The 270-nt window shown below is 42.2% G+C and carries 1 protein-coding gene; it reads right to left on the bottom strand.

Features of this window, described 5'->3' with window-relative positions:
- The coding region (locus tag AAEZ18_RS18890; protein ID WP_352255943.1) for a homogentisate 1,2-dioxygenase at nucleotides 1-270 on the bottom strand (270 nt) is incomplete at both ends.

Here is a 270-nt window from a genome sequence, read left to right as displayed (position 1 = left end):
GAATATAGACGGGTCGGGGTGATCAAAACTCACTGTATTCATTACATTAAAACGCGATAAGTCGTATTTGTAGGGTGAGCTATTCCCTGTCCATGCAACTACATCAAAAGGAGAGTGCTTAATTTCACAGCTAAATAAATTACCGTTGAATTTAGAAACAAGTTCAAAGTCACCCTCTTTATCTTCAAAGGCAGCTACAGGGTATTGAAAGTCTCTGTCGTTGGCATAACCGTTGGCACCAACAGGTCCTCGCTCTGCAAGCTCTAACGC

Origin of the sequence: Pseudoalteromonas sp. 19-MNA-CIBAN-0066 (assembly GCF_040308705.1) — a bacterium.
GTDB classification, from domain to species: domain Bacteria; phylum Pseudomonadota; class Gammaproteobacteria; order Enterobacterales; family Alteromonadaceae; genus Pseudoalteromonas; species Pseudoalteromonas nigrifaciens.
The sequence above is the reverse complement of the archived record's forward strand: the minus strand, read 5'-3'. Positions and strand labels throughout refer to the sequence as shown.